Genomic DNA, 18,847 nt, shown 5'->3' with positions numbered 1-18,847 from the left:
CCTGCGCCCGGCAGGGCGAAGGCGTCGACGTGTTCGCGTAAGACCGTGATGCGGACGGCTCGCCCCCTTGAAACCGCGATGGCCAACGGGTATCCGACCCCTTGATCCGAAACGCAGAACCATCGACAGGTTGACCGGCATGGCCCCCGACTTTCTCGTAACCCATTCCGGCGGCTTTCATGCGGACGAGCTGCTGTCGAGCGTGATCCTGACGCGTCTGTTCCCCGCTGCCCGCCTCGTTCGCAGCCGGGCGCCCGAATGGATTACGCCGGGTCCGGACAGGGTCGTCTATGATGTCGGCGGCGCCTATGATTCGGATGCCGGGATTTTCGATCATCACCAGCGCGGCGCGCCGCTGCGCGACGATGGCCAGCCGTTCAGCTCGTTCGGGCTGATCTGGCGCCGGTTCGGCCGGGACTTCCTGAAGGACCTCGGCATTCCCGCGTCCGATATCGACGCCCTCCATGCGGGCTTCGACCTCGATTTCGTGCTGCCGGTCGACCTCATGGATAACGGCGCGCTCAGCCCCTCGGCGGCCGGCGCCCTGAGCAAGCTGACCCTGCCGGTCCTTCTGGAAACGCTCAAGCCGGTCTTCGACGACCGGGCGCCGGATGCGGACGACCGGGCTTTTCACGCCGCGCTTTCGATCGCGCGCAGCTTCGTCGAGGCGACCATAGGGCAGGCGGCCGCGAAACTGCGTGCCGAGGCCATCGTCCTCGGGGCGATCGCAGCGGCCGGCGATGGGCGCGTGCTTGAGCTGCCGATGGGAATGCCCTTCCGGCCTGCCATCGTGAAGGCGGGTGCCGACCATCTCCTCTTCGTCGTCCATCCGCGCGATACCGATTGGTGCCTGACGGGCATCCGGCGGTCGAGCGACGGCTTCGAGCTGCGGGCCGATCTTCCGGCGGCCTGGGCCGGCCTGACCGGCGAGGCCCTTGCCGCGGCTTGCGGCGTTGCCGGCGCAACCTTCTGCCACAACGGCCGTTTCATCGCCGCGGCGAAGACCCGGGAGGCTGCGCTTGAAATGGCGAGGATCGCGGTCGCAGCCGCGGTGCAGGAAGATGGGGTTCTCGCCGCGACGTAAGGGCGGCGCCCGTGACATTTGCCGCCCATCGTACCGAGCGGTGGCCGTGTGGGACGTGCATCCGGGTATTTCTACAAGGCTTGAAGCGTTTGCGGATGGAATGCCGCACGGACGCTGCTGAAGCCATGGCTTGCCGGTCACGGAGCCAGATGAGGCAAGCGTGACCGGCCTTCCGCACGCTCCGCTGGCCACCGTTCACCTCTATTCCCCATTCATCGTTCCCAGCGCGCATCGCGGCAGCGAACGGCGCTATTTTGTCGCGTCGCTGGCTGTGTTAAAGTGGTATATTATTTACCTCATTAATAGGAGCGGCCATGGATCAGAACGAAATCCGCAAGCCTCTGGTGTTCTCCGGCGAGAATGTCAGCGGCAGAGATGTCGAGGGAAGCAGCCTTGTGCCGATGCTTGTCGTCGGCCTGATCCTGATCGCGATCGGCTATGCGGCCGTGATGATCTTCGTCTAGGTCGTCAGCATGCGTGGTGCGCGGCTCCACGCAGAGGCCGGCTACCGCTGGGGCGCAGGGCCTGAAGTTGACAGGACGTCGAGGTGCTGTGCGCCGATCGTGCCGTCGGCTTCCACCACGGCCTGCCAGCGCCGGTTTCCGCAGCGCACCGAAAGCCGCCACCGGCCGGCATCCTCTCCCTCGCCGCGCTCGACGCGCGATACGACGAGACCCCGGCGCATGTAGTCGCGAAAAGTCTGCGTCGGCCAGCCGAACCGTTCGGCCAACATGTCCGCCGGTAGCAGGAACTGTCCATCTACATCTCGATTGAGAACGAACGGCGCGGTCATGGGCGCATCTCCACTGGTATCGTCGTTCCCATCATGCCGCCTGGATATCGATGCCGAGCAGCGGGCGAAGCAGGGCCCGGTCCAGCACGATGTCCGCCAGCGTGTATTTGTCGAGAACGGCCAGGAAGGCGCCGAGCGCCTCGTGCAGCATGCCCTTCAGCCGGCAGGCCGGCGAGATGACACAGCGACCGCCTCCGGCCTGCATGCATTCGGCGAGCGAGAATTCCTCCTCCGTCGCCCGCACCAATGCCCCGATGCCGATGTCTTCCGGCTTCTTGCCGAGACGAATGCCGCCGCTACGGCCACGCACGGTTTCGACAAGGTCGAGATCGCGCAGCGTCTGCGCCACTTTGAGGAGGTGGTTGCGCGACAACCCGTAGGCCTCCGCCACGTCGTTGACGGTGCAGACACCGTCCCGCCGGCTGGCGAGATAGATCAGCATGCGCAAGGCATAGTCGGTATGAAGCGTCATCCGCATCGGTATCGTCCGAAGCCGCGGCCGGCATTGAAGTATCTGTCACGCCACTTTTAACGCAACGGCTGCCCCGTTGAAAGAGCAATAGGGTCGCAGCACCGGACCGGTCCGGGTCCGGCGCGCTCCCGTCCCTTTACTGCGCCTGCGGCGGCACGACATGGCGGCGGTTGATGCTCGACGGGCGTCCCTTGATGGAAAGGGCGGTGTCGCGCTTTTCGCGTTCGGCCACGACCTTGCCCTTCGCGACGACACACAGGCGCTCGGCCCGCAGGCGCACCGCCTCGATGGGGTTGCCCGCGTCGAGCACCACGAGGCTCGCCGTCTTGCCGACCTCCAGCCCGAGATGATCGAGCCCCATGATGGCGGCATTGACCTTGGTGACCATGTCGAAGCAGGTGCGCATGTCGGCTGGCGAGGACATCTGCGCGACGTGCAGGCCCATGAAGGCGACGTCGAGCATGTCCGCGGTGCCGAGCGAATACCAGGGATCGAGCACGCAGTCCTGACCCCAGCCGACGCGGATGCCGTGTTTCAGCATTTCCGGCACGCGGGTCATGCCGCGGCGCTTGGGATAGGTATCGTGCCGGCCCTGCAGCATGATGTTGATCAGCGGGTTGGGGATGGCCGAAACCCCGGCCTCGGCGATCAGCGGCAGCAATTTGGAGACGTAGTAGTTGTCCATCGAATGCATGGACGTCAGGTGGGAGCCGGCCACGCGGCCCTGCAGGCCGAGCCGCTGGGTCTCGTAGGCGAGCTGCTCGATATGGCGGGACAGCGGGTCGTCCGTCTCGTCGCAATGCAGGTCGACCATCAGGCCGCGTTCGGCGGCGATCTCGCAAAGCTCGGTGACGGAACGCCTGCCATCGTCCATGGTGCGCTCGAAATGCGGAATGCCGCCGACGATGTCGACGCCGAGGTCGAGCGCGCGGATGGTGTTTTCGCGTGCGTTGGGAGAGCGGTAGAGGCCGTCCTGCGGGAAGGCGACGAGCTGGAGGTCGATATAGGGCGCGATCTCCTTCTTGACCTCGAGCAACGCCTCGACCGCGAGAAGCCGGTCGTCGCAGGTATCGACATGGGTGCGGATGGCGAGCAGGCCCATCGAGACGGCCCAGTCGCAATAGGCGAGCGCCCGCTCCTTGACGGCTTCATGGGTGAGGAGCGGCTTCAGCTCGCCCCAGAGCGCGATGCCTTCGAGCAGCGTGCCGGAGGCATTGATGCGCGGCAGGCCGTAGGACAGCGTCGCATCCATGTGGAAATGCGGGTCGATGAAGGGCTGGCTGACGAGGTTGCCGGTGGCATCGACCACGCGGCCGGCCGCCGCTTCGAGGCGTGGCTCGATGGCGGCGATCTTCTCGCCCTTGATGCCGATATCGGCGACGGTTCCATCGGGCAGCGTACCGCCCTTCACGATCAGGTCGAAACTCATCTTTCGCCTTTCTGGTAGGGGATCATCAAAGCTTTGGGATAGGTGGCGCGGCGCGCGACCAGGATCAGCGCCAGGATCGACAGCGCATAGGGCATCATCAGGAAGACCTGATAGGGCACGATGCCGCCGGATATCTGCTGCAGACGGACCTGGTAGGCATCGAAGGCGGCGAACAGGATGGCGCCGATCAGCGCCTTGCCCGGCCGCCAGGAGCCGAAGACGACGAGCGCGATGCAGATCCAGCCCCGGCCGTTGATCATCTGGAAGAAGAAGGAATTGAAGGCCGAGGTGGTGAGGAAGGCGCCGCCGAGCGCCATCAGCGCGCTGCCGGCGACGACCGCGCCCATGCGGATGCCGGTCACCGAAATGCCCTGTGCCTCGACGGCCGAAGGATTTTCGCCGGCCGCCCTGACGGCAAGGCCGACCGGCGTCCGGTAGAGGGTCCAGGCGACGACCGCGACCGAGAGGAAGGCGAGATAGGTCAGCGGCGTCTGCGTGAACAGCGCCTCGCCGATCACGGGGATCTTCGACAGGCCCGGGACGGGCCACGGCTGGAACGGCTCGATCTTCGGCGGCGACGTTACCTCCGGCAGGAGGAGGCGGTAGGTGAAATAGGTGAGGCTGGTGGCCAGCAGCGTCACGCCGATGCCGACGACATGCTGCGACAGGCCGAGCGGCACGGTGAGCGTGGCATGCAGCAGGCCGAACAGCGCGCCGACGAGGGCGGCGACCACAAGCCCCGTCCAGAGATCGCCGCCGGCATAGACGGTGAACCAGCCGGCGAAGGCACCCGCCGTCATGATGCCCTCGATGCCGAGATTGAGGACGCCCGCGCGTTCGCAGATCAATTCGCCCATGGTGGCGAAGATCAGCGGCGAGGCGATGCGGATGGCGGCGACCCAGAAGGAGGCGGAAAAGAGGATGTCCAGCGCGTCCATGTCACCTCCACCTGATCTTGAAGCGGGTCAGAAGGATCGCGACCACCATCGTCAGCAGCGATGTGGCGACCATCACGTCGGCGATGTAGCTCGGCACCTTGGCCGCGCGGCTCATGGCATCCGCGCCGACGAAGATGCCAGCGACGAAGATGGCGGAGGCGACGACGCCCAGGGGATTGAGCATGGCGAGCATCGCCACGACGATGCCGGTGTAGCCGTAGCCGGGCGAGAGGTCGAGCGTCAGGTTGCCCTTGAGTCCCGACACTTCCGAAAAGCCGGCAAGGGCCGCAAGGCCGCCCGAAAGCAGTGCCGTCTTCATCAGCACGCGGTTGACCGGGATGCCGACGAAGCGCGCGCCCTCGGCATTGTGCCCGACGGCGCGCATCTCGTAGCCGAGCAGGGTCTTCTTCGTGATCACCCAGACGACGGCCGCGGCCGCGATGGCGATGACGAAGCCGTAGTGCAGGCGCTTGCCCTGGATGAGGCGCGGCAACTGCGCCTCGGCGATGACCTTCTGCGATTGCGGCCAGCCGAGCCCCATCGGATCCTTCAGCACGCCGTCGAGCAGCATCGAGACGAAGAGGAGCACGATGAAATTGAGCAGCAGCGTCGTGACCACCTCGTCGACGCCGAACCGCGTCTTCAACACGGCCGGACCGAGCAGGATGAGGGCGCCGGCCGCCATGGCGGCAATCATCAGCACGGGGATCAGGATGAAGGAGGGCAGCGGCAACGCCCCGGTTCCGAGCGCCACGGTGACGATGCCGCCCATATAGAGCTGGGCCTCGGCGCCGATGTTCCACAGCCGCGCGCGAAAGGCGACGGCGATGGCAAGGCCGGTGAAGATCAGCGGCGTCGCGCGCGTCAGGGTCTCCATCAGCGCGAATTGCGAACCGGCGGCGCCCTTGGCGACGAGATAGAAGACCGACAGCGGCGACGCGCCGGCGGTGAGGACGAGGATCGACGTCAGCACCAGCGTCGTGACGATCGCCGCCAGCGGGAACAACAGGGTGACCGCCAAGGACGGCGCGGGTTTCGGCTCAAGCCGCATGATCGCTGTGCTCCCCGCTATGACCCGCCATCAGTTCCCCCAGTTCCCGGATGCTTCGTTCGCCGCGCGCGGACGGCGCGGAAAGACGCCCCGCCGACATGACGGTGATCCGGTCGGACAGCGCCAGGATTTCCTCGAGGTCCTCCGAGATCAGCAGGATCGCCGCGCCCCGGTCGCGCGCCGCCAGCAGCATGCGATGGACATAGGCGACGGCGCCGACATCGAGACCGCGGGTCGGCTGGCTGGCAAGGATGACCGCGGGATCGGGATCGAGCGCCCTGCCGAGAATGAGCTTCTGCATGTTGCCGCCCGAGAGCAGGCGGATGCGCGCCTCCGGCGACGGGCATTTGACGTCGTAGTCGGCGATGATCTTCTCGGCGAAGCGGCGGGCGGCTTTCCAGTCGAGGAAGCCCATGCGGCTGAAGCGCGGACTGTCATAGTGCTCGGCGATCACGTTTTCCGTGACGCTCATGTCGCCGATGGTGCCGACAGCATGGCGATCCTCGGGAATGCGGGCGATGCCGTGGGCAAGCGCGGTTCGCGGCGACCAGTCGGCGACCTCCCGGTCGGCGATGGAGATGCGGCCGCCGGTCGGGCGCCGGATGCCGGAGAGCAGGGCGGCAAGCGCCGCCTGGCCATTGCCCGATACGCCGGCAAGGCCGGTGATCTCGCCGGCCGTGAGGGTGAGCGACACGTCGGCAAGCCCGGCCCCGTTGTGCGGGGCGGTGGAGACGCGGTCGAGCGTGAGCAGCGGCGCGCCGAGTCTCACCGGGCTGACCTCCGCCGGCTTCACCTCCTGGCCGACCATCAGGGCGGCGAGTTCCCTGCGGTCGGTCGCGGCCGTCTCGCGCTCGCCGACCAGCTTGCCGGCGCGCAGCACCAGCACGCGGTCGCTGACCGCCATGACCTCCTGAAGCTTGTGCGAGATGAAGATGATCGACAGGCCCTTGGCGACGAGCAGCTTCAGCGTGCGGAACAGGGCCTCGGTCTCGGCGGGCGTCAGCACCGCCGTCGGTTCGTCGAGGATCAGGATCCGGGCATCGCGGTAGAGCGCCTTCAGGATTTCCACCCGCTGGCGCTCGCCGACCGAAAGGGTGGCGACGGTGGCGGCGGGATCGACGGCAAGGCCGAAGTCGGCGGACAGTTCCTCGATGCGCCGGCGCGCGGCGGACCTGTCGAGCCGCGGGCGCCACAGGCTTTGCGTGCCGAGCGCGATATTCTCCTGCACCGTCATGTTGTCGGCGAGCGTGAAGTGCTGGTGCACCATGCCGATGCCGGCATTAAGCGCTGCGCGCGGATCGCCCGGCGGCAGGGGCGTGCCGAAGGCCTCGACGGTTCCCTCGTCGGCGACATAGTGGCCGAAGAGGATGTTCATCAGCGTCGTCTTGCCGGCGCCGTTCTCGCCGAGAAGGGCAATGACCTCGCCGCGCTTCAGCTCGAAGGAGATCGCATCGTTGGCCCTCAGCGGACCGAAACGCTTGCTGATGCCGGAAAGGCGGAGGACAGGGGTACTGGACACGGCGATACGGACCGAAGAGAACGGTGGGAGGGAATCGCTCGCCCGGGAAGGGCCGCGGTGCGGCCGTCCCGGGCGAAGGCACTTAGCTGGATTTCGGCTCGCTGTCGTCGACCGCGACGGTGAAGGAACCGTCCTTGATCGCCTTTTCCTTCTCCGCGATCTTCGCCTTGATCTCGTCGGGAACCTTGCCTTCGAAGGTGCCGAGCGGCGCGAGCGAACAGCCGCCGTTCTTCATGAAGGAATAGACGCCGTAGTCGTCGGCCTTGAAGGTGCCGGCCTTCACTTCGGCGATCGCCTTGTCGAGGGTCGGCTCGAAGTGCCACAGCGCCGAGGCGGCGACGGTGTCGGGATAGTCGGCCTGCGTGTCGATGACGTTGCCGATGGCAAGCACCTTCTTCTCCTTGGCCGCGTCGGAAACGCCGAAGCGCTCGGCATAGAGCAGGTCGGCGCCGCCGTCGATCTGGGCGAAGGCGGTTTCCTTGGCCTTGGGCGGATCGAACCACGAGCCGATGAAGGCGACCTGGAACTTAGCGTCGGGCGCCACTTCCTTCACGCCCGCCATGAAGGCGTTCATCAGGCGGTTGACCTCCGGGATCGGGTAGCCGCCGACCATGCCGATGTTCTTCGACTTGGTCAGCGCGCCGGCGACGAGGCCGGAAAGATAGGAGGCGTCCTGGATATAGTTGTCGAAGACCGAGAAGTTCGGCAGGTCCGGATCGGGCTTGAAGCTCGAACCCATCAGGAAGGCGACGTCGGGATAGTCACGGGCGACGGCGCGCGCGGCATCCTCGACGCCGAAGACCTCGCCGAGGATGAGTTTGTGCCCGGCCTCGCAATATTCGCGCATGACGCGTTCATAATCGTTGTTGGCGGTGTTTTCCGAATAGACATATTCGATCTCGCCGCGGTCCTTGGCGGCATTCGCGGCCTTGTGGATGCGGCTTACCCATTGCTGCTCGACCGGAACGGTAAAGACCGCCGCGACCTTGATCGGCTCGGCCGCGAAGAGGCGGCTTGGCAAGCCCGCCGCCGCCACGAGCGCGGATGCGCCGGCGGCCTGGATCAGCCGGCGTCTGGAAATGCCGAAATTGCTTTGCATGAACGTCCCCTCTGGTTGATTGCGCGTTTTTGAAATGCGTCTTTTACCGTTTGGTCAATGTAGGGGAAATTCGAAATGGCAGCAATCGGTTGCAGCGGAAGTTCACAGCCGAGACAGCGCCGTCGTGGCGCTCAGGCGGAAGGCAGGAGCCGGTCGCGCAGATAGGCGATGAAGCGCTGGCCGTAGCCGGGGAGCGGCACCGAGGACGGCCAGATCGCCGACATCTCGAAGTCGAGCGGCTTGCCGCGGTGCAGGATGTCGTAGGCGACCAGCCCTTCCACGGGGCCGGTGCCGAGATGGGGCACGACCGCGACGCCGCCGCTGCTGCGGGCAATCGCCAGCAGCGTATGGGGCGAGGAGGATTCCAGCGTCGGCTGCGCGAGGCAGCTTTCCGCCTGGCAGGCGGTTTCGAGCAGCTCGCGGGTGAAATGCCTTCGATTGAGCAGCAGCAGCGGCTGGCGGCAGAGCTGCGCCAGCGTGATGGTCCGGGTCTCGCAGGCGAAGACCGAGGGGAGCGAGAAGGCGCGCACGCGCATCGCGCCGATATCGACGCGGCTGAAGCGGTCGGGCCGCGCGAAATGGCGGGCGTTGATCGCCAGATGCAGCTCGTTGTCGTCGAGCCGGCGGGCAAGCTCCGCGCCGCCGCCTTCCTCCAGCCTTATGTCGATATTGGGATTGTCCTGCTTCCAGGCGGGCAGCACCTCGCTCATATGGCGCTCGATCACCTGGGAGCAGGCGCCGACGCGCAGCAGGCCGCATTCGCCCTCGCGCATCTCGGCGACCGCGTCATGGAGGCGCTTGCTGGCGGCAAGGACGGCCTGCGCGTCGATCAGCAGCCGGTCGCCCTGCACCGAGAGGCGCAAGTTGCGGCCGCTGCGCTGGAAGAGCGTCAGCCCGAGCTCCTGCTCGAGCCGCTGGATCTGCCGCGACAGGGCGGGCTGAGTGAGGTTCAGCCGCTCGGCCGCCGAGGTGACGCTGCCGAGCTGGGCGGTCGTCACGAAACTTTTCAACAGCCGCTCGTCCACCGTCCGTCTCCCGCCAATTCATGCCGATCCTGCATGCATCGCCGAGGGATATTTGCATTGGACGCATGAAGCAAGCTGTGCGTAGGGTGCGGGACCATTAAAATCGAGGTTTCCGATGTCGCAAGCGCCTTCCGTCCGGACGTGGTACGAGAACCAATGGCACGCGGGCGACGTGCGTATTCTCGGCGCCGGCTCGCATGCGACATGGCTCGGCTCGCTGGTGTTCGACGGCGCGCGCCGCTTCGAGGGCGTGATCCCCGATCTCGACCTCCATGCGGAGCGGGTCAACGCATCCGCCCGCGCGCTCGGCCTCCTGCCAACGCTCACCGCCGCGCAGATCATGGAGCGCGTGCAGGAGGGGCTGGCGCATTTCCCGCCCGACGCCGCCGTCTATATCCGCCCCATGTACTGGGCGGAGGAGAGCGATGCGAGCGTCGTCGCGCCCGATCCCGCATCGACGGCCTTCGCCCTCTGCCTGGAGGAGCGGCCGATGGCCGTGCCCGGCGGCTTCACCATCACGACGACCCGTTTCCGTCGTCCGACGCTGGAGACCATGCCGGTCAACGCCAAGGCCGCCTGCCTCTATCCCAACAATGCCCGCATGCTGGCCGAGGCGCGCGCCAGGGGCTTCGGCAATGCGCTGGTCTGCGACACGCTCGGCAATGTGGCGGAGCTCGCGACCTCGAACGTGTTCATGGCCAAGGACGGCGAGGTGTTCACGCCGGTGCCGAACGGCACGTTCCTCGACGGCATCACCCGCCAGCGGGTGATCGGCCTGCTGCGCGCGGACGGCGTTGCGGTGCACGAGAAGACGCTGACGGTCGAGGATTTCCGGGCGGCCGACGAGATCTTCAGCACCGGCAATATTTCCAAGGTCATGCCGGTCCTCGGCTTCGACGACCGCACCTTCGATTATGGCCCGCTCGCCCGCCGGGCGCGGCAGCTTTACTGGGATTGGGCGCATAGCTGACGCCCGAAAGGAGACTTGCCATGAGTACCGTTCGCCTGTGGACCGACGCCGAAGCCGAAGCGAACCCGCGCGTCAAGGCGGTGTTCGACGACATCCGCGCCACCCGCAAGTCCGATTTCGTCAACAATGTCTGGCGGGCGCTCGCCAACCAGCCGGACACGCTGGAGCGCATCTGGTCCGGCCTGAAGGACGTCATGGTCAAGCCCGGCGCGCTCGATCCGGTGGTCAAGGAAATGCTCTATATTGCCGTGTCGGTCGCCAATGGCTGCAGCTATTGCGTCCATTCCCACACGGCGGCGGCCAAGGCCAAGGGCATGACCGAGGACCAGCACGCCGAGCTTCTGGCAGTGATCGGCATGGCCTCGCAGACCAATGCCCTGCTCAACGCGCTGCAACTGCCGATCGATCCGCAGTTCCTGGTCGAGAGCTGAGACATGGCCGCGATCAAGGCAGGCGCGGTCATCGCGCGCCAACCCGGTGGGCCGGACGTCCTGGAATGGACGGAGCTTGCGGTGGAAACGCCCGGCCCCGGCGAGGTGCTGATCCGCCAGGAAGCGGCGGGGCTCAACTTCATCGACACCTATTACCGCTCCGGGCTCTATCCCTGGCCGGGTGACGTGCTCGTGCCGGGCGCGGAGGCGGCGGGCACGGTGGTCGCGCTCGGCCCCGGCGTCGAGACGCTTTCGGTCGGCCAGCGCGTCGCCTATCTGGAGCGCACCGGCGCCTATCGCGAGATGCGCGTCATGCCTGCCGACAGGCTGGTCCCGCTGCCGGACGGGATCGACGCGGCGCTGGCCGCCTCGGTCCTGCTCAAGGGGCTGACGGCGCAGGTGCTGGTGTCCACCGCCGCGCCCGTTCAGGCGGGACAGACGGTTCTTGTCCACGCCGCCGCCGGCGGGGTCGGGCTGCTGCTCGGGCAATGGATCGCCGCCCTCGGCGCGCGCGCAATCGGCACGGCCGGCTCGCCGGAAAAGGCCGAGCTGGCTTTGGCGCACGGATATGACGCCGTGATCGAATACCGCCGCGAGGACTTTGCCGCCCGGGTGGCGGATCTCACCGACGGCGCCCTGTGCCACACGGTCTTCGACGCGGTGGGCAAGGATACCTGGCGCGGCTCGCTCGCCTGCCTGCGCCCGCACGGCCGTTTCGTGAGCTTCGGCCAGGCATCCGGGCCGATCGAAGGCTTCCGCATCTCCGATCTGGCGGCGGGGTCCAGGTCGGCCATCCGGCCCGTCGTCTTCGATTATCTGACGAGCGCCGAAGAGCGCCGCGAGCGCAGCGCCGCGTTGTTCTCGCGGCTTGTCTCGGGAAGCCTTCGCGCCGGTGCGGCGTCCAGCTTGCCGCTGCGTGCGGCGGCGGAAGCGCATCGCGCGCTCGAAGGGCGCGCGACGACCGGATCGACGATCTTGACGATGGATGGATTTTCCGCGTGACGCCCCGTTCCCGCAAAAACCTGTCCGATTCAGTATATAAAAGAAAATCTATAGATATTGTCGGTAGTTAGCTCCGGCAGTATCACCTTAATCCGCGGGCGTGCCCGATCCGAATGCTCTAGACGGAAATCATCAGGTGCCAGCTAGCCGACCCCTGTTCAGGATATTCACGCAGGAAACCATCGTTCTCCTGATGGCGGTGGTGCTGTTCGTCGGTTTTGCCGTGGCGCTTGACGGGTTCACCGCGCCGGCGAACCTCCTCAACATCGTGCGCAGCGTCTCCGTGCTGGGCATCCTCGCCGCCGGCATGGGCATCGTCGTCATCGGGCGCGGCATCGATCTGTCCATGGTCTCGATCATGGCGGTGACGGTCGCCATCCAGCTTCAGCTGTTGCAGGCGGGCTGGTCGCTCTGGTCGGCGAGCGCGCTCGTCGCGGCGATTACCGTCGGGCTCGGCGCGATGAACGGCTTCATGGTGGCCTATGCCGGCGTCTCGGCGCTGTTCGCCACGCTGGCGTCGAGCGCCTTCGTCTTCGGCTTCGTCCGCTCGCAGATCCTCTCGCAGGACGTCATCTACATTCCCGAGACGGCCGAAACGCTGCTCTGGCTCGGCAAGGCCCGCATCCTCGGCCTGCCGCTCGACGTCGTCGTCTTCCTCGCCGTCGTGGCGGTGGCGCTGGTGCTGCTGCGCTGGTCGCGGCCGGGCCGGTTCCTCTACCTGATGGGCGACAATTTCCAGGCCGCGCGCACCATGGGCATCCCCGTGCGCCCGCTGATCGTCGTCTCCTTCGTCGCAAGCGCGCTCCTTGCCTGGCTCGCCGGCATGGCAAGCGCCGTCAGCCTGCAAAGCATGAACACGCGGCTCGTCAATTCGGCCCTGCTCTACGACGTGGTGCTGGTCGTGGTGATCGGCGGCATCGGGCTTTCCGGCGGCAAGGGCGGCATGCGCAATGTGGTCGTGGGGGCGCTGCTGATCGGCATCCTGCTCAACGGCATGACCATCCTCAACCTGCCGAACATCCACCAGAATCTCATCAAGGCGCTGATCCTGCTCGGCGCGATCATCCTCGATGGGCAACTCAACCCCCGCGACGAGCAGACCAGTCAGCAGGGCGACATCTAGAGCATTTCCAGCAAAAGTGCGTAGCGGTTTTGCGTTCGGAAATGCGGAAGAACTCTGGGCGGAGGGCCGCGTGGCCCGATGCCCGTGAACAATGGCAACAATCGCGGCCCGGAGAGGGGCGCATCCTAGCGGAGGCATGACATGAGCAATCTGAGAAAGACACTCCGGCGCGTCGTCCTGGCGGGGGCCTGCCTTGCGGGCGCCGCCATCGGCGCACAGGCGCAGGAAACCAATCCCGGCCCCGAGGCCTATCGCTCGGCGCTGGAAGGCAAGCGCGTGGTGATGGTGCCCATGACCATGGGCTTCGACCTGGCGCAGGGCTGGAACCACTTCATCGGCGAGGAAGTCAAGCAGTTCGGCGGCATCTGGGAAACGCGCGATCCCAACTGGAGCGTCGATGCCGGCGCGCAGGCGATCACCGACCTGATCTCCTCGGCCGAAAAGCCCGACGTGCTGATCGTCCAGACGCCGGACCTCAACTCCTATTCGCGCCTCTTCAAGCGCGCGCAGGAAGCCGGCATCTTCGTCGTACAGCTCGACAACCCGTCGAACTACGCCTCCGACGTCTTCGCCGGCTCGGACTGGAAGCGTCTCGGCGAGCTGGAGACGCAGGCCGTCATCGACCATTGCGGCGAGAATTCCTCCAAGAAGATCGCCGTCATCCAGGGCGACCAGGTGAATTCGTCGAGCCTGGACCAGTGGGCCGGCGTGCAGGCCGTGCTGGAGCGCAATCCGGGCTGGACGGTCGCGGGCACCGCGGATTCCAACTGGGATGCGACGACGGCGCGCAATGCCGCCGCCACCATCCTCCAGCAGCATCCGGACGTCTGCGGCATCGTCGATTTCTGGGATGCGACGGCGCAGGGCACCGCCTCGGCGATCCGCGACGCCGGCCTCAAGGACAAGATTCTCCTCGCCACGACGGGCTCGGGCGAGGCGATCGATTGCAAGCTCATCGAGGACGGCACCTTCGGCGCCATCGTGACGAGCGAGCTGCCGCGCCAGTCGCAGGACGTCGTGGCCGCCATCAAGATCCTGCTCCAGAGCGGCATCAAGCCGGGCGACAGCAAGAACTATCTCTATACGCATGAGATCGCCCGTTCGAAGAAGGATCTGGCGCCGGATACGTGCTGGAGCCAGGCCGCCATCGAGGCCGCCGCCAAGAAGTAATGAAGACAGGGAGGAGGCCGGCCAGCGGCCCGCCTCCTCCGCCCCCATGGAACCGGCCCGAATGACGCTTCGTGAAAGACTGACCCGCCTGCGCTACAACAAGGTGCCCGATCACCTGCTGGGCGAAATCCTGTCAAAAAGCTGGGCCGACAATCTCGTGCCCTTCGCCTTCCTCGTCGTGGTGGTGGCCGCCTTCGGCATTCTCCTGCCGGGCTTCTTCGCGCCGTCGAGCCTTCTCGACACCACCCGCCAGCTCGGCGAATTCCTGATCGTCGTGCTCGGCCTCACGGTCGTCATCATCGGCGGCGGCATCGATCTTTCCGTCGGCTCCATCTTCGCGCTGGGCGCCTTCGCGACCCTCGCCGTCATCTATATCGCCGAGGGGCCGGTGTGGCTGGCCTTCCTCGCCGCGCTCGGGGCCGGCGCGTTGTTCGGCGCGCTCAACGGTTTTCTTGTCGGCTATCTGCGCCTGCGCGCCTTCCTGACCACGCTGGTCACGCTCATCATCGGCCGCTCGATCTACGACATCCTGATCACCACATGGGGTGCCCGCATCCAGAGCTCGCCGGTATTCAACGACACGTTCGACCATATCGGCATGGGCGCCGTCTGGGGCCAGCCGATCAGCGCGCTGATCGCGCTCGCCTTCGCGCTGATCGCCCATCTGGTGATGAGCCGGTCCCGCATCGGCTGGCACTTTACCGCCGTCGGCGGCGCGCGCCGTTCGGCCTTCAATGTCGGCATCAACGTGCGTCGCACGATCTTCCTCACCTATGTCATTTCGGGGGCCGCCTGCGGCCTCGCCGGCTTCCTCTTCGCCGCGCGCCTTTCGGGCGTCGGGCCGGGAACGGGGCTTGGGCTGGAGCTTGCCGCCCTCACCGCCGCCGTCGTCGGCGGCAACAGCCTTGGCGGCGGGCGCGGCTCCATCGCCAAGGGGCTGATGGGCGCCATCGTCGTGCTGCTCATCACCAACGGCCTCATCCGCATGGGCGCGGGCACCGGCACCAGCCAGCTCATCGTCGGGCTGCTGCTGGCGGCCGCCATCGTTCTCGATGTGCGCTGGCTGAAGAACCGCCACAAGGTGCTGTCGGAAGTCTATGTCGCCCCGCTGCACCATGCCATGCAGCCCGCCCAGTCGGCGCTGCCGGGTTCCGGCACCGCCTATGCTTTGAACGATGCGCTGGCCTCGGCCGAGCCCATCGCGCTCGGCACGGTGGAGGGGCCGGAGGACGTGATCCTCGACGCCGACGACAATCTCTATGCCGGCACGCGCCACGGCGAGATCGTGCGCTGGTTCGCGCCGGACTATACCCGCTCCGAGGTATTCGCCCATATCGGCGGCTTTCCGCTCGGCCTCGCCATGGCCCGCGACGGGCAGATCGTCTCCTGCGTCGGCGCCATGGGGCTCTACGGCGTGGCGAAGGACGGCGAGGTGCGCGAGCTCTCCACCGAAACGCGCCGCTCGCTGTTTTCCGTCGTCGACGATGCGCGCCTGCGCGATCCCAACGACTGCGACATCGGCCCGGACGGGCGCATCTGGTTCACCGATTCCACCACGCGCTACGATGCCCATGACTGGGCGCTGGATTCCATCGAGAGCCGGCCGACCGGCCGCCTCCTCGTCCACGACCCGAAGACCGGCAGGACGCGCACGGTGCTGAAGAACCTGCGCTATGCCAACGGCGTCTGCCTTTCCCATGACGGCCAGTCGCTGCTGATCGCCGAAAGCTGGGCCTGCTCGGTGCATCGCTACTGGATCGCCGGGCCGAAGGAAGGCCAGCTCGAAACGGTGATCCGCGACATGCCCGGCTATCCCGACAACATCAACCGCGCCTCGGACGGCACCTACTGGATGGCATGGCTCGGCATGCGCACGCCGAGCTTCGACCTGGCGCTCCGCCACCCCGCCATGCGCAAGCGCATGACGCGCAACCTGCCGCAGGACGACTGGCTCTTCCCGAACATCAACACCGGCGGCGTGGTGAAATTCGACGAGACGGGCGCCATCGTCGCCACCCTCGGCGATCTCGGCGGCGCGGCCCATCCGATGGTCACCTCCATGCGCGAGCACAAGGGCTGGCTCTATATCGGCGGCATCCTCAACAACCGCATCGGCCGCATCCGCCTGCCGGGTGCCGATCCGGACTGGACGAGCTGGAATTCCTACTGGGGAGACAGGGCATGACGCTTCTCGACCGCCTGCTCGACCCGTTCCGCGGCGAAGCCGTCACCATCCCGCCCTATGACGGCGCGTGGAAACCGAATACGCAACTGGAAACGGCGGCGCACGTTGCCGCTCTGCCGGAAGTCGACAATCTTGTTGAGGATAGCGAGGGAACGATCTGGCTGACCGGCGGCCCCGTGCTCTACCGGCTGGAGGACGGGAAGGCCAAACCGGCCGAGACCTTCGCCGCGCCCATCACCGCGCTTTCGGCCCTGCCGGGCGGCGGGCTCGTGGTGGCGCTGGCCGATGGCGGCCTGATCCTTCGCCGCGATGGCGCAAGCCGGGATCTGCGCCCGGCCTTTCCCGCCGCCGTCTCGGCGACGGCGCTGCTGGCGAACGATGATGGCACTTTGCTGGTCGCGCAGGGCTCGGCCAGCCACGCCGCCACGCAATGGGTGCCGGCGCTGATGCGCAAGCGCCGCGACGGCGCCGTCTGGCGGCTCGACCTTGCCGGCGGCACGGCGGAGCGGATCGCGGGCGGGCTCGCCTTCCCGACCGGGCTGGCGCGCGACGAGGCCGGCGCGCCGGTGGTAGCCGAGGCCTTCGCCCATCGGCTCGTCGCCCTCGGCGGCCGGCCGCGTACCGTCCTCGACCGCATCCCCGGCTATCCGGGCCGGCTTTCGCCGGCGCAGGGCGGCGGCTGGTGGCTGCCGGTCTTCGCCCCGCGCAACCGGCTGATCGAGCTCGTGCTGCGCGAGGATCGTTTCCGCGCCGACATGATCGCCACCGTGCCCCAGGATTACTGGATCGCCCCCGCTCTGCGCTCGGGCGAGAGCTTCCTGGAGCCTCTGCAGCGCGGCGGGGTGCGCACGATGGGTGTGCGCAAGCCCTGGGCGCCGGCGCGGTCCTATGGCCTCGTCGCCCGGCTGGACGCGGCGTTCCGCCCGCTCGCCAGCCTGCATTCGCGCGCCGACGGCCAGCGCCACGGCGCGGTCTCTGTGCTGGACCTGCCGCAGGCGCGGCTGGTCGCGCTGAAAGGGGCGGGCGAGATCGTCGATATCCCGAGCCGGGAGGCCCAGCCATGACAGCAATCCTCGAAGCGCGCGCGCTGACCAAGGCCTTCCACGGCAATGTCGCGGTGGATGCGGTGGATTTCACGCTCGAGGCGGGCGAGGTCCATGCGCTGCTCGGCGAGAACGGGGCGGGCAAGTCCACCTTCAGCAAGCTCCTGGCCGGCGTCTATCCGCCCGAGGGCGGCGAGATCCTCTATCAGGGGGAGCCGTTGCGGGCCGAAGGGCCGGCGGAGGCGTTGCGCCGCGGCATCGCCATGGTCTATCAGGAAACCAGCCTCGTGCCCTCGATGACCGTGGCGCAGAACCTGTTCCTTGGCCATGAAAAGGTGTTCAACCGCCTGCGCGGCATCACCATCGCGGCGCAGCAGTTCCTGCAATCGCTGAACTTCACCGTGGACCCGACGGCGCTGGTCTCCAGCCTCGGCGCGGCCAAGCGGCAGATGGTCGAGATCGCCCGCGCGGTGCGGCTGAATGCCAAGGTCATCATCTTCGACGAGCCGACGGCGACGCTGACGCCCGAGGAGCGGCGGCACTTCTTCTCGCTGATCGACCGCCTGCGCGCCCGGGGCGTCGCCATCATCTTCATCACCCACGCGCTGGAAGAGGCGCTGCAGATGTCCGACCGCATCACCGTCATGCGCGACGGCAGGAAGGTGCTGACGGAAAAGGCCGGCGACCTGACGCAGGCGCGCATCGTGCAGGCGATGGTCGGCCGCGAGCTCGCCACCGAGTTTGCGCCGCGCACCCGCACGCGGCCGGCCGGACAGCGTGTGCTTTCGGTCGAGGACGTCTCGATGGGCGCGCTCGTCCGCAACACGTCCTTCTCGGTCTTCGCCGGGCAGGTGACGGGCCTTTTCGGCCTCGTCGGCTCCGGCCGCACCGAGACGGCCAAGATCGTCGCCGGCGTCTTCAAGCGCGACTTCCTGCGCGGCGGCGCCATCGAGTACGAAGGCCGTCCCGTGCGCTATGCCACGCCCGGTCCGGCGGTCGCCGACGGCATCGTTTATGTGACCGAGGACCGCAAGCTCGAAGGCTTCTTCGAGAACATGTCGATCGCCGAAAACCTCTATGCCGGGCTGCTGGCGGCCGGGCAGAACCGCTTCCCCTTCGTCTCCATGGCGGAGATGAAGGCGCTGGCGGAGGAATGGACCGACAGGCTCGCCATCCGCTCCATCGGCGGGGAGGCGCGCGTTGTCGAGCTTTCCGGCGGCAACCAGCAGAAGGTGGTGATCGGCAAGGCGCTGATCCAGAAGCCGCGGCTCATCATCTTCGACGAGCCGACGCGGGGCGTGGATGTCGGCGCGGTCGCCGAGATCCACGCACTCATCCAGCGGCTGGCCGACGAAGGGCTGGCCGTGGTGGTGATTTCCTCCTACCTGCCGGAAATCCTCTCCCTCTCCGACCGTATCCTCGTCGCAAGGCAGGGCCGGGTGGTGGAGGAATTCTCGCCCATCGACGCGTCGAGCGAGAGCATCATGTACGCCGCGGTGCACTGAACGGCGCG

Annotated in this window: 18 protein-coding genes; 10 read left to right on the top strand and 8 right to left on the bottom strand. The window is 67.1% G+C overall.

Annotation, left to right across the window (positions count from 1 at the left end; all coding sequences use genetic code 11):
• The first annotated feature begins 139 nt into the window (after window positions 1-139).
• Together ACZ48C_RS23240 and ACZ48C_RS23235 are read left to right on the top strand one after the other, a co-directional pair.
• Window positions 140-1,084, top strand: a complete 945-nt coding sequence (locus ACZ48C_RS23240) for an MYG1 family protein (RefSeq protein WP_464783132.1) — start codon at window positions 140-142, stop codon at window positions 1,082-1,084.
• Window positions 1,085-1,398: 314 nt separating this feature from the next.
• Complete coding sequence (locus tag ACZ48C_RS23235) at window positions 1,399-1,548, top strand: hypothetical protein (RefSeq protein WP_162911265.1); 150 nt, start codon at window positions 1,399-1,401, stop codon at window positions 1,546-1,548.
• A gap of 41 nt (window positions 1,549-1,589) precedes the next feature.
• Here ACZ48C_RS23235 and ACZ48C_RS23230 read toward each other — a convergent pair whose 3' ends face one another.
• From ACZ48C_RS23230 to ACZ48C_RS23195, 8 genes are all read right to left on the bottom strand, one after another.
• Window positions 1,590-1,877: a DUF6522 family protein gene (locus ACZ48C_RS23230; RefSeq protein WP_245424755.1), complete on the bottom strand. Its 288-nt coding sequence runs from the start codon at window positions 1,875-1,877 to the stop codon at window positions 1,590-1,592.
• A gap of 31 nt (window positions 1,878-1,908) precedes the next feature.
• On the bottom strand, window positions 1,909-2,355 hold the full coding sequence (locus ACZ48C_RS23225) for an Rrf2 family transcriptional regulator (RefSeq protein ID WP_464783131.1): 447 nt from the start codon (window positions 2,353-2,355) through the stop codon (window positions 1,909-1,911).
• 130 nt (window positions 2,356-2,485) lie between these two features.
• Window positions 2,486-3,778: an amidohydrolase family protein gene (locus tag ACZ48C_RS23220; RefSeq protein WP_464783130.1), complete on the bottom strand. Its 1,293-nt coding sequence runs from the start codon at window positions 3,776-3,778 to the stop codon at window positions 2,486-2,488.
• Window positions 3,775-4,716 (bottom strand): ABC transporter permease, encoded by a 942-nt coding sequence (locus tag ACZ48C_RS23215; RefSeq protein ID WP_415214781.1) that lies wholly within the window; start codon window positions 4,714-4,716, stop codon window positions 3,775-3,777. The genes ACZ48C_RS23220 and ACZ48C_RS23215 overlap by 4 nt, the downstream gene beginning before the upstream one ends.
• Before the next feature lies 1 nt (window position 4,717).
• Complete coding sequence (locus ACZ48C_RS23210; RefSeq protein WP_464783129.1) at window positions 4,718-5,767, bottom strand: ABC transporter permease; 1,050 nt, start codon at window positions 5,765-5,767, stop codon at window positions 4,718-4,720.
• Window positions 5,757-7,286: an ABC transporter ATP-binding protein gene (locus ACZ48C_RS23205; protein WP_464783128.1), complete on the bottom strand. Its 1,530-nt coding sequence runs from the start codon at window positions 7,284-7,286 to the stop codon at window positions 5,757-5,759. The genes ACZ48C_RS23210 and ACZ48C_RS23205 overlap by 11 nt, the downstream gene beginning before the upstream one ends.
• Window positions 7,287-7,368: 82 nt before the next feature.
• The gene (locus tag ACZ48C_RS23200) at window positions 7,369-8,385 is read right to left on the bottom strand and encodes a BMP family protein (protein WP_464783127.1); all 1,017 of its coding nucleotides are present in this window, start codon (window positions 8,383-8,385) and stop codon (window positions 7,369-7,371) included.
• A 131-nt stretch (window positions 8,386-8,516) separates the two neighbouring features.
• A complete protein-coding gene (locus ACZ48C_RS23195) occupies window positions 8,517-9,395 on the bottom strand; it encodes a LysR family transcriptional regulator (RefSeq protein ID WP_162911264.1) in 879 nt (292 codons plus the stop codon).
• 130 nt (window positions 9,396-9,525) lie between these two features.
• Between ACZ48C_RS23195 and ACZ48C_RS23190 the strand changes: the two genes are divergently transcribed.
• From ACZ48C_RS23190 to ACZ48C_RS23155, 8 genes are all read left to right on the top strand, one after another.
• Window positions 9,526-10,380: a branched-chain amino acid aminotransferase gene (locus ACZ48C_RS23190; protein WP_464783126.1), complete on the top strand. Its 855-nt coding sequence runs from the start codon at window positions 9,526-9,528 to the stop codon at window positions 10,378-10,380.
• 20 nt (window positions 10,381-10,400) lie between these two features.
• Window positions 10,401-10,811: a carboxymuconolactone decarboxylase family protein gene (locus ACZ48C_RS23185; RefSeq protein ID WP_313191991.1), complete on the top strand. Its 411-nt coding sequence runs from the start codon at window positions 10,401-10,403 to the stop codon at window positions 10,809-10,811.
• Window positions 10,812-10,814: 3 nt separating this feature from the next.
• Window positions 10,815-11,813: a quinone oxidoreductase family protein gene (locus tag ACZ48C_RS23180; RefSeq protein ID WP_464783125.1), complete on the top strand. Its 999-nt coding sequence runs from the start codon at window positions 10,815-10,817 to the stop codon at window positions 11,811-11,813.
• A gap of 193 nt (window positions 11,814-12,006) precedes the next feature.
• A complete protein-coding gene (locus ACZ48C_RS23175) occupies window positions 12,007-12,936 on the top strand; it encodes an ABC transporter permease (RefSeq protein WP_464783978.1) in 930 nt (309 codons plus the stop codon).
• 141 nt (window positions 12,937-13,077) lie between these two features.
• Window positions 13,078-14,106 carry a sugar ABC transporter substrate-binding protein gene (locus ACZ48C_RS23170; RefSeq protein ID WP_464783124.1) on the top strand — a complete coding sequence of 343 codons (1,029 nt, stop codon included), beginning with the start codon at window positions 13,078-13,080 and terminating at the stop codon, window positions 14,104-14,106.
• A gap of 61 nt (window positions 14,107-14,167) precedes the next feature.
• On the top strand, window positions 14,168-16,291 hold the full coding sequence (locus tag ACZ48C_RS23165) for an ABC transporter permease (protein ID WP_464783123.1): 2,124 nt from the start codon (window positions 14,168-14,170) through the stop codon (window positions 16,289-16,291).
• Window positions 16,288-17,355, top strand: a complete 1,068-nt coding sequence (locus ACZ48C_RS23160; protein ID WP_464783122.1) for an SMP-30/gluconolactonase/LRE family protein — start codon at window positions 16,288-16,290, stop codon at window positions 17,353-17,355. Before ACZ48C_RS23165 ends, ACZ48C_RS23160 begins: the two co-directional genes overlap by 4 nt.
• Window positions 17,352-18,839, top strand: a complete 1,488-nt coding sequence (locus ACZ48C_RS23155) for a sugar ABC transporter ATP-binding protein (protein WP_464783121.1) — start codon at window positions 17,352-17,354, stop codon at window positions 18,837-18,839. The genes ACZ48C_RS23160 and ACZ48C_RS23155 overlap by 4 nt, the downstream gene beginning before the upstream one ends.
• Window positions 18,840-18,847: the final 8 nt, after the last annotated feature.

It is taken from the genome of Shinella sp. 1A1, from assembly GCF_055379515.1.
This window is presented reverse-complemented; position numbering and strand designations above follow the sequence as displayed.

Bases quoted from the DNA above. Each gene is read 5' to 3' on its own strand.
- ACZ48C_RS23180 (WP_464783125.1), top strand. From the start codon at position 10,815: ATGGCCGCGATCAAGGCAGGCGCGGTCATCGCGCGCCAACCCGGTGGG.
- ACZ48C_RS23190 (WP_464783126.1), top strand. From the start codon at position 9,526: ATGTCGCAAGCGCCTTCCGTCCGGACGTGGTACGAGAACCAATGGCAC.
- ACZ48C_RS23200 (WP_464783127.1), bottom strand. From the start codon at position 8,385: ATGCAAAGCAATTTCGGCATTTCCAGACGCCGGCTGATCCAGGCCGCC.
- ACZ48C_RS23230 (WP_245424755.1), bottom strand. From the start codon at position 1,877: ATGACCGCGCCGTTCGTTCTCAATCGAGATGTAGATGGACAGTTCCTG.
- ACZ48C_RS23155 (WP_464783121.1), top strand. From the start codon at position 17,352: ATGACAGCAATCCTCGAAGCGCGCGCGCTGACCAAGGCCTTCCACGGC.
- ACZ48C_RS23185 (WP_313191991.1), top strand. From the start codon at position 10,401: ATGAGTACCGTTCGCCTGTGGACCGACGCCGAAGCCGAAGCGAACCCG.
- ACZ48C_RS23210 (WP_464783129.1), bottom strand. From the start codon at position 5,767: ATGCGGCTTGAGCCGAAACCCGCGCCGTCCTTGGCGGTCACCCTGTTG.
- ACZ48C_RS23170 (WP_464783124.1), top strand. From the start codon at position 13,078: ATGAGCAATCTGAGAAAGACACTCCGGCGCGTCGTCCTGGCGGGGGCC.
- ACZ48C_RS23220 (WP_464783130.1), bottom strand. From the start codon at position 3,778: ATGAGTTTCGACCTGATCGTGAAGGGCGGTACGCTGCCCGATGGAACC.
- ACZ48C_RS23160 (WP_464783122.1), top strand. From the start codon at position 16,288: ATGACGCTTCTCGACCGCCTGCTCGACCCGTTCCGCGGCGAAGCCGTC.
- ACZ48C_RS23175 (WP_464783978.1), top strand. From the start codon at position 12,007: ATGGCGGTGGTGCTGTTCGTCGGTTTTGCCGTGGCGCTTGACGGGTTC.
- ACZ48C_RS23240 (WP_464783132.1), top strand. From the start codon at position 140: ATGGCCCCCGACTTTCTCGTAACCCATTCCGGCGGCTTTCATGCGGAC.
- ACZ48C_RS23225 (WP_464783131.1), bottom strand. From the start codon at position 2,355: ATGCGGATGACGCTTCATACCGACTATGCCTTGCGCATGCTGATCTAT.
- ACZ48C_RS23165 (WP_464783123.1), top strand. From the start codon at position 14,168: ATGACGCTTCGTGAAAGACTGACCCGCCTGCGCTACAACAAGGTGCCC.
- ACZ48C_RS23215 (WP_415214781.1), bottom strand. From the start codon at position 4,716: ATGGACGCGCTGGACATCCTCTTTTCCGCCTCCTTCTGGGTCGCCGCC.
- ACZ48C_RS23235 (WP_162911265.1), top strand. From the start codon at position 1,399: ATGGATCAGAACGAAATCCGCAAGCCTCTGGTGTTCTCCGGCGAGAAT.